Genomic DNA, 9,374 nt, shown 5'->3' on the forward strand with positions numbered 1-9,374 from the left:
AGGTAAAAGTCCAGGGTCTGGCCACCGGCGGTGCTCGCCCGATAGAGGTAGCACCACCTGCCGCCGACCCCTAAGAAAAAAGCACACAAGACGCCCCCCCGTTACCTTTTAAGGGCGCACACAAAGACACCAAAAACAGGTGAAACTAGAAGCGTAAGTAACCGGCCCGCCCCGGCATGGCTCAATGCCCCCAGCCAACACAAATAATGGTCAGGGGGGTGTCGCCACCGGGGCCGGGAACGGTCCACAAACCATCGCTAATAGAAGCACGATCCAAAGCCAATGTAACGTGGGTGCGAGATTCGTGAACCACCGGTTACTTCACACCATAACCCGCAAAACACAAAGGTGCGAAGAAATGACCGAAAACCTCACCATTTACCTCGGACTAGACGTCGGCAAAACCAACCACCACGCTACAGCGCTCACCAGCAATGGCAAAAAAATCTGGGATAAACCCCTACCCCAATCAGAACCCAAAATCCGTGAACTACTGACTAAGCTCAGCACCCAAGGAACTGTTCTGCTAGTAGTGGACCAGCCTAAAACAATCGGTGCCCTGCCGATAGCTATCGGCACAAAACATAGGTATCCAAGTCGCCTACCTGCCAGGGCTAACCATGCGAAGAGTAGCTGATTTGCACCCCGGTGAAGCAAAAACAGATGCTAAGGACGCCTTCATCATCGCTGAAACAGCCCGCACCATGCCCCACACCCTACATGGAATAACAGTTGCCGATGAAACCACCTCAGAACTCTCCATGCTCTGCGGTTTTGACGATGACCTAGCAGCACAAGCAACAGCAGTTTCAAACCGTCTGCGTGGCTTTCTCACTCAGATTCATCCACACCTTGAGCGAGTTTTAGGTCCTAGACTTTCGCACCAGGCGGTGCTTGGGTTGCTCAAGAAATACCCTGCTCCTGCAGAACTTCATTTTGCAGGGCGCACCAAGGTGCGTAACCTACTGAAAAAGAAAGCACCTCGGCTTGCACCGAAGCTTACGGAAGAAATCTTCCAAGCTCTTGATGAGCAAACAGTCATCGTTGCTGGAACAGCAAGTGCTTCTCAGATTATTTCTTCCTTAGCTGCCCAGCTTGAGCTGATTCTGGCACAGCGTAGTGAAGCAGAGCAGCAGATACTGGATTTGGTGGAAGCTCATCCTTTATCAGCAGTTATTCGTTCGATGCCTGGGGTGGGTGTGCGCACCAGTGCCAGGATTCTAACTGAGGTGGTGGGTAAGGATTTTAAGGATGCTTCTCATCTGGCGTCTTATGCTGGGATTGCGCCAGTGGATAGAAAATCGGGTACCTCGATTAAGGGTTCCCACGCCTCACGGCGTGGGAACAAAGCACTTAAGCGAGTGCTTTTCTTATCTGCTTTTGCTTCGTTGAAGGCTGATCAGGCTTCGCGTGCTTATTACGATCGCAAGTGTGCGGAGGGTAAGCGGCATAATCAGGCGGTGATGGCGTTGGCTCGTAAGCGGTTGAATGTTTTGTTTGCGATGTTGCGGGATGGGTGTTTTTATGAGTCTCGTGTGTCGGTGGGGGCTTGACGAAAACTATAGAAGCACCCCCCGACGTCGAAAGCATACGGTTTGCCCACCGCCACAGGAAAGAACCGTGTGCGGTGGGCAAACCGTGTGCGTTCGAGGTTAAGAACAGCTACTTCGTCAAAAGACGCCGCGTCTTAGTAAGCAATCTCGCGCAGCGTGCGAACCGCTACCGAAATCGTCGCTGAATCGGCACGTCGTGAACCTGCTGCGTAGAGATTAATGAACTCAGAAATCTCCTGGGTCAGACGGCGAATCGCCGGTGCCTGCAACGGAGTGACTTTCTCCCACTCCCGAACAAGCTTCATTGCCTGGGCAAAAGTCTCCGGCTGAGCTTTTCCGTTCTCCTCGGCAAATCCGATCAGCTTGCAGGTCAGCGCCGTCAGCGCCTCATACAAGTCCGATCGGAGTGACGCGCGGGCAATCGACTCCCAGCGCCCTACTCGGGGAAGCTCGGTAATGGCAATCATGGTGTTTGAAGCATTGAATCGCTCATACAACGCAAAGTAAAGCGGTGCTACACGTTCGGTGCTCCAGCCGGTTTGTTCGGCGATGGAGACGATGTCAACCAGAGCAATCTGCTCCCAAACCTCCGCCCACAAATCTGCAAGAGCGCCGTCAACTCCCCAGCGATTCACTGCCCGCTGGTTATCCCGCACACGTTCAAGGAGCTTACCGCCCAAGAAAGATTCCAGGTGACCGCACAGCGATTGAACCTGCGAGAAACGGTTGATGAAAGACTCCATCACACCCTCAATTTCCCCGGACACCTCTGCGCGAGCGAGAGTTCCTTCCTGCACTACCTTGCGTACGGCGCGATCGGTGAAGCGCTGAATGCCATAGACCAAAGAACGCCAGACATCGGGGTCAGTGGTGGGGGCAAGTTCGCGCACCTGCTGCATGGCGTCCTTCAACCCAAAGATGGCGCTCACTGCCAAGAACGAACGCACTACGGTGGAAACGCTCGCACCGGTTTCTTCAACCACCCGGAACACAAAGACAATTCCAGCGGTATCAACGACTTCATTGGCTACCTTGGTGGCAATAATTTCTCGGCGCAGAGGGTGAGACCAGAAATGCTTCCCATATTTCTCCCGCACGGCAGAGGGGAAGTACTCCTGCAGAACCGGCTCTAGCCAGCGGTCCTGCCCAAAGTTTTCATCAATCAAAGTCTGGGTAAGCCACAGCTTCGAGTAAGCGGTGAGAACCGAAAGTTCGGGGCTGGTCAAGCGTTCCTTGTTATCCCGGCGTTCTGCCAGCTCGTCGTTGGTAGGCAGGAACTCAACGTCGCGGTCCAGTCCAGCATTGTTCGATAGGAACTTGATAAAACGGGTTGCCGCTGAATTGGTAGGACGAGTGCCCAAGCGTTCTGCTTGCAACAGAATGTTTTGGTCGATGTTCGAGCGCAACACCTGCTGCGCAACTTCCTCGACCTGTTCCTCAATCAAAGCCGCACGCTCGTCCTTGCTAATCTCTCCAGCGTCAACCAAACGATCTACCAGAATCTTCAAGTTCACTTCGTGGTCGGAGGTCTCCACACCCGCTGAGTTGTCGACGGCGTCAGTATTGAGCAACACCCCATGGCGAGCCGCTTCAATGCGAGCGCGCTGGGTCAACCCAAGGTTGCCGCCCTCCCCTACTACTTTGACGCGCAGTTCGGGGGCAGTGATACGCATGGAATCGTTGGTGGAATCGCGGACGTCGGCATCTGTTTCGCTGCTAGAGCGCACATAGGTGCCGGTTCCGCCGGTGTAAAGCAAATCCACCGGAGCGGCGATGATAGCGCGAATCAATTCTGCGGGGGTCAGTTCCGAGACTTCATCCTCAATGCCGAGCGCCTGCCGAATCTGCTCATTGATTTCGATGGTTTTATCGGAGCGGTTGAAGACGCCACCGCCCTCTGAGATGAGTTCCCGGTTGTAGTCGGTCCAGTAGGCGCGGGGCAGGTTGAAGAGGCGCTCGCGTTCGGCAAATGTGGTTTGAGCATCGGGGTTAGGGTCGATGAAAATGTGCCGTGAATCGAAGGCGGCGACCAGGCGAATATGGGGTGAGAGTAGGACGCCGTTGCCAAATACGTCGCCCGCCATACCACCGATTCCGACCATGGTGAAGTCTTCGGTTTGAATGTCTTTGCCGAACGAAGCAAAATGGCGTTTCACCGATTCCCACGCGCCCCGGGCGGTAATGCCCATGTCTTTGTGGTCGAATCCGACCGAGCCGCCGGAGGCAAAAGCGTCGCCCAACCAGAAACCGCGCTCTAGCGAAAGGGAGTTAGCGGTGTCGGAGAAAGTTGCGGTTCCCTTATCGGCTGCGACCACCAGGTAATGATCGGGGCCATCAAGAATCACCACGTTATCGGGGTGAACAATCTTTTCTTCGCCATTTTCGCTCACCAGGTTATCGGTAACATCCAACAGCGATCCGATGAACAGCTTGTAGGCGTCTACGCCCATCTGCGCATAGAGTTCCTTTTCGGCGTCGCGGTCGGGAAGTCCCTTGGGGAAGAAACCGCCCTTAGAACCGTTAGGAATAATGACGGCGTTCTTGGTGCGCTGGGCTTTGACCAGGCCGAGAATCTCGGTGCGGAAATCCAGCGGGCGATCGGACCAGCGCAAACCGCCGCGGGAGACCATTCCAAAGCGCAGGTGAGTACCTTCGACCTTTGGTGAGTAGACCCAGATTTCCCAGAGCGGGCGCGGCGCCGGCGCACAGGAAATCTCCTGCGGGCGAAGCTTGAACGCTACCGTCTCTTTATTTTGAAAGAGGTTGGTGCGCACGGTGGCTTGCATGACCTCAAGCAGATGGGAGAAGAACTGCTCGGTGGCGGCATCGGTGATTTCGCCCATCTGTTTCTCGATACGGTCTGCAAGTTCTTCCCGGTGGTCTAGACGCTCCTGCCGGTCCAAATCCAGTTCAGGGTCAAAGCTCGTATGGAAATACTCAATAAATGAGGCAGTAAGCTCTGGGTAATTCAGATAGTACCCAGCAATAGTTTTGGTGGTGGGTTTGACCCCCAGCTGCGCCAAGTAAGCCGCATAAGCACGCAAGACGACGACGGTGCGCCAGGAAACCTGCTGGGCGGTGATGAGCTGGTTCAGCTCGTCGTCCTCAGCTTCTTGAGTCAACACAGCATTGAGTGCGTCTTCTGCAAGTTCAAGTGCGCGGTCGTTCTGAGGGAAATCGGTGTGCTCTAGTTCTAATTCAAAGAGGGTGATGTCCTTCCCCTCAAAGGTGACGGCAAAAGCTGCCTGGTTCTTTACGGAAATACCCAGGTGCGCCAGCAGAGGAAGCACAACGGCAATGGATTGCGGTTGCGACAGGTACAAACGCAAAGTTCCCTGAGAAGGAGCTTTCACGATAGCCGGAGCGGATGAGGAACTGAGTTTCTCCAGCGCTGCAAAATCAGCGCTTCCCAATTCGGGCTCTTGAGATAGCGGTTTGAGGGAAAGGTTGGGTAAAGCGCTCATGGGATTCCTCCGATAGCTGGTTGGAAAGAGACGGTCGTTTCATCGTTTTCGTTTTCAATCTATCGAAGCCAGCGGCAACTATAAATACTGGAGAACCGGAAATTCCACATAATAGACCTCGCCCCATAAACTGAACATATGCTCACTGAAAATACTGTTCAAGCCGAGTCTCGTCTGATTCTCGCATCTAGCTCCCCCGCCCGGAAAAAACTCCTCGAAGATTCAGGTGTGGAATTCACGGTAATTGTCTCTGAAGTAGACGAAGAACAAGCCTTGCAACAAGCACAAGAGCACGCCTATGCCTCAGGACTGGGTAAGATTACCCCGGCGCAGACCGCTCTCCTGTTGGCAAAAGCTAAAGCACAAGCTGTAGCGCAATTACCAGAATCGGAAGGGGCGCTGGTTTTGGGCTGTGATTCAGTGTTTGAAATGAACGGCCAAGCCTTTGGCAAACCCCGCACCGCTGAAAAGGCACTGGAGCGCATCCGCCAGATGAGCGGCAATGAGGGCGTGCTACACACCGGTCACTGGCTGGTTGATAACCGCACGGGGAGTCGCTCCCCCGAAGCCTCGGAATTGCGCAGCGCCGTCGTGCGTTTTGAAGAGATGAGCGAGGCTGAAATGACCGCATACGTGGGCACCGAAGAGCCCCTATGGGTGGCTGGTTCCTTCACCATCGACGGCTTTGGGGCGGCGTTCATCCGCGAAATCGAGGGAGAATTTCACACGGTCGTCGGCCTATCAGTGAACGCGTTGCGTTCCATGCTGAAAGAAATGAATCTCTCCATCACAGAGTTTTGGAAGAAATCAGCGTAAATTTTAAACATATTCGTAGTGTTTTGACGGTAAAATCGACAAGTAGACGCACAAAGCATAACCGTGAGCGCTCCAGAGCCACAGAGTTTCAGCCCGATTCAGGGCAGTTTCCTCTCAACGTATCGCGGATCAAAGGAGTTTTTCATTGTCCACTACCCATGACCGCGATCTCGCGCATTTTGTTGCTCGCGAGGGTCGCCATACGGGCCCCGTTTCCAAGGTTTTAATTGCCAATCGCGGTGAGATTGCGGTACGAGTTATTCGTGCTGCGCGTGATGAAGGTATTAAGACAGTGGCAGTTTACGCCGAGCCTGATCGCGATGCGTTGCACGTGCGCCTGGCTGATGAAGCCTACTCTTTGGGTGGCTCCACTGCCTCTGATTCCTATCTGGTCATTGATAAGCTCCTGCAGGTTGCTGAGCGCGCTGGCGCTGATTCGGTGCATCCCGGTTACGGTTTCCTCTCAGAAAACTCCGAGTTCGCGCAGCGTGTGATTGACTCTGGTCTGACCTGGATTGGTCCTTCGCCTGAAGCTATTACTCGTTTGGGCGACAAGGTTGCTGCCCGCCATATTGCAGAGAAAGTCGGCGCTCCCCAGGTTCCCGGAACCCAGGATCCCGTGGAATCTGCCGCTGAAGTTGAAGCTTTTGCCGACGAATTTGGGCTGCCCATCGCCGTTAAAGCTGCCTTCGGTGGCGGCGGACGCGGCATCAAGGTGGTTCGCCAGCGTGAAGATATCCCCGAGCTTTTTGATTCGGCAGTTCGCGAGGCAACCGCAGCATTTGGTCGCGGTGAATGCTTTATTGAGCGATTCTTAGACTCGCCCCGCCACGTTGAAACCCAGTGCTTGGCGGATGCCGCCGGTAACGTCGTCGTGGTATCTACCCGCGATTGCTCGTTGCAGCGCCGCAACCAGAAACTGGTTGAAGAGGCTCCTGCTCCCTTCCTTTCCGAGGCGCAACTTGAACGCCTCTACGAATCCTCCAAGGCGATTCTCAAAGAGGCACGTTATCAGGGTGCTGGAACCTGTGAATTTTTGGTAGGAACCGACGGCACCATTTCCTTCCTTGAAGTCAACACCCGCCTTCAGGTAGAGCATCCTGTCTCCGAAGAAATTTCTGGAATTGATTTGGTGCGCGAGCAATTCCGCGTGGCCCGTGGTGAGGAGCTCGGTTTTGATGATCCGGTTCTGCGCGGTCATTCTTTCGAATTCCGTATCAATGGTGAGGACGCCGGGCGTTCGTTCATGCCCTCCCCCGGTACCGTGGAAAAACTAGCTATCCCCACCGGCCCCGGTGTGCGCTGGGATTCCGGTGTGATGGAAGGCGACGTCATCGGCGGTTCCTTCGACTCCATGCTGGCAAAGCTAATCGTAACCGGCTCCACCCGCCAGCAGGCGATTGAGCGCTCGCGCCGCGCCCTGGCAGAGCTGGTCATTGAAGGTATGCCCACGGTGGCGAACTTCCACCGCCAGGTCTTGACCGAGCCGGCTTTCGCCGCTGAAACTGCTGAAGATTTCACAGTCCACACCCGCTGGATTGAGACCGAATTCAACAACACCCTCAAGCCCTACGACGGCGGGTTCGGTAACGTTGATGCAGACGAAGATGACCGGCAAAAGGTAGTGGTTGAAGTCAACGGCAAGCGCATGGAAATTCTCATGCCCCAGCTTGGATCTGCGCCGTCTACCAAGGCTCCTGCTGCAGCGAAGAAGCGTAAAGAGCGTTCCGCCCGCGCCGTCTCGACTAATTCCAACGAGCTGACCTCACCCATGCAGGGAACTATCGTCAAGGTCGCAGTCAAGGACGGCGCTAAGGTAGCTGAAGGTGATCTCATCGTGGTTCTTGAAGCCATGAAGATGGAGCAGCCCATCACCGCGCACAAGGCAGGCAAAGTTGCTGGTCTCAAGCTGAAAACCGGGGAAACGGTTTCAGCCGGTTCGGTGATTGCAACTATCAAGTAAGCGTCTGAGCACAGCGTTTCAAAAGCGGAAATTCCTGAGCGGGAGTTTCCGCTTTTGTGCTCTCACCTGCCGGTTTATGCCTGATGAGTCTCAATATTTGAAAATACCCTGCACGGTTTCGCTCAGCGTACATACAGTTACCTGGCATACACATTTAGTTTGAGCAAGGGGTTTTTATGATGTCGCAACCGTCTTCGAACGCTGCTGCCCAGACGCCCGTGCCGCGTTCACGCATCATCACGGCGTCATTGGTGGGCACCACCATCGAGTTCTATGACTTTTACATTTATGCCACCGCAGCTGTAGCTGTGTTCCCCGCCCTCTTCTTTATTGGGGCAAATGAGACGGCGAAGTTGCTGGCGTCGATGGCGACGTTCGGCGCGGCCTTTGTGGCTCGTCCGATTGGTTCGGTAGTTTTTGGGCATTTTGGCGACCGAATCGGTCGTAAAGCTACCCTGGTGGGTGCGCTGCTCACGATGGGTATTGCCACCTTCTTGATTGGATTACTTCCCACCTATCACCAGATTGCGCTGTGGGCCCCTGCCATGCTCACCATTTTGCGTTTCTGCCAGGGTCTAGGACTCGGCGGCGAATGGTCGGGCGCGGCACTGCTCGCTACCGAATACGCTGAAGAAGGCAAACGCGCCCGCGCAGCGATGTGGCCTCAGTTAGGCGCCCCATTCGGCTTTATCCTTGCCAACGGTTTTGTGCTGGTTCTGACGTCACTGTTGAATTTCAATTCAGCACGCGATGCGGGAAATCTCGATCACGACTTCTTGGTCTGGGGCTGGCGTATTCCTTTCCTAGCGTCCATCGTGATGGTGCTGGTTGGGCTGTACGTGCGCGTCAAGCTCGAAGAAACCCCGGTCTTCTCGCAAGCTGTGCAGAACAATGAGAAAGTGAAGACTCCGCTGGTAGAGGCGTTCAAGACCTCCTGGTGGCCCATGATTCAGGGAACGTTCATCATGGTTGCTTGCTATGTACTTTTCTATTTGATGACTGCTTGGATTCTCTCTTACGGCATCGGCAAGGTTGAAAGCGGCGGGTTGGGTATCCCCTATCACCAGTTCCTCATCATCCAACTTATCTCCATTCTGTTCTTTGCCGCCGGTGTGCCTGTCTCTGGCTGGTGGGCTGATAAGGCAGGACGCCGCCAGCAACAGTTAATTACCACAACACTGATGGTGCTATTCGGCCTGTCTTTCCGGTTCGTGATGGCACCTGAGGTAGTTGGAACCGGCGCCAACGCCAACATCACGCAAATCATTATCTTCATGTCGGTGGGCATGGCGCTGATGGGCCTAACCTTCGGTTCAATGTCGGCATACCTGCCCGAGCTTTTTCCAACCAATGTGCGTTACACCGGGTCGGGAATTTCCTATAACGTCGCTTCTATTCTGGGTGCAGCGCTCACCCCGTTTGTGGCTGTCTGGCTGAACGCCCATTGGGGTGTAGGAGCGGTCGGCGCGTATCTTGCGTTCGCTTCGGTTATTTCTATCGTCTTTATCTTGCTCACGCACGAAACACGGGACGTCGACATGTATGCAGCGAATCCCCGCGACTCCATCCGCCCATCCT

5 protein-coding genes and 2 pseudogenes are annotated in these 9,374 nt (G+C 54.7%); 4 read left to right on the forward strand and 3 right to left on the reverse strand.

All coding sequences use genetic code 11. The annotated features are described in order from the left end of the window. Together ACFR81_RS04855 and ACFR81_RS04860 are read right to left on the reverse strand one after the other, a co-directional pair. Window positions 1-77, reverse strand: a pseudogene (locus tag ACFR81_RS04855) (IS6 family transposase); the annotation flags it as partial. Window positions 78-181: 104 nt separating this feature from the next. Further along, the gene (locus ACFR81_RS04860; RefSeq protein WP_255376898.1) at window positions 182-313 is read right to left on the reverse strand and encodes a hypothetical protein; all 132 of its coding nucleotides are present in this window, start codon (window positions 311-313) and stop codon (window positions 182-184) included. Between the two features lie 45 nt (window positions 314-358). Between ACFR81_RS04860 and ACFR81_RS04865 the strand changes: the two are divergent. After that, window positions 359-1,553 (forward strand): annotated as a pseudogene (locus tag ACFR81_RS04865) (IS110 family RNA-guided transposase). A 134-nt stretch (window positions 1,554-1,687) separates the two neighbouring features. Here the strand turns inward: ACFR81_RS04865 and ACFR81_RS04870 are convergent. Continuing rightward, window positions 1,688-5,017 (reverse strand): NAD-glutamate dehydrogenase domain-containing protein, encoded by a 3,330-nt coding sequence (locus ACFR81_RS04870; protein WP_190616932.1) that lies wholly within the window; start codon window positions 5,015-5,017, stop codon window positions 1,688-1,690. A 138-nt stretch (window positions 5,018-5,155) separates the two neighbouring features. On the opposite strand from ACFR81_RS04870, the gene ACFR81_RS04875 reads away from it, so the two are divergent. The 3 genes from ACFR81_RS04875 to ACFR81_RS04885 form a co-directional block, all read left to right on the forward strand. Continuing rightward, window positions 5,156-5,833 carry a Maf family protein gene (locus ACFR81_RS04875; RefSeq protein ID WP_145177058.1) on the forward strand — a complete coding sequence of 226 codons (678 nt, stop codon included), beginning with the start codon at window positions 5,156-5,158 and terminating at the stop codon, window positions 5,831-5,833. Between the two features lie 145 nt (window positions 5,834-5,978). Next, window positions 5,979-7,796, forward strand: a complete 1,818-nt coding sequence (locus tag ACFR81_RS04880) for an acetyl/propionyl/methylcrotonyl-CoA carboxylase subunit alpha (RefSeq protein ID WP_343876179.1) — start codon at window positions 5,979-5,981, stop codon at window positions 7,794-7,796. A 176-nt stretch (window positions 7,797-7,972) separates the two neighbouring features. Continuing rightward, the coding region (locus tag ACFR81_RS04885) for an MFS transporter (RefSeq protein ID WP_145177063.1) at window positions 7,973-9,374 on the forward strand (1,402 nt) is incomplete at its 3' end.

This window comes from Rothia amarae, assembly GCF_042677725.1.
Classification (GTDB): domain Bacteria; phylum Actinomycetota; class Actinomycetes; order Actinomycetales; family Micrococcaceae; genus Rothia; species Rothia amarae.

Bases quoted from the DNA above. Each gene is read 5' to 3' on its own strand.
- ACFR81_RS04875 (WP_145177058.1), top strand. From the start codon at position 5,156: ATGCTCACTGAAAATACTGTTCAAGCCGAGTCTCGTCTGATTCTCGCA.
- ACFR81_RS04870 (WP_190616932.1), bottom strand. From the start codon at position 5,017: ATGAGCGCTTTACCCAACCTTTCCCTCAAACCGCTATCTCAAGAGCCC.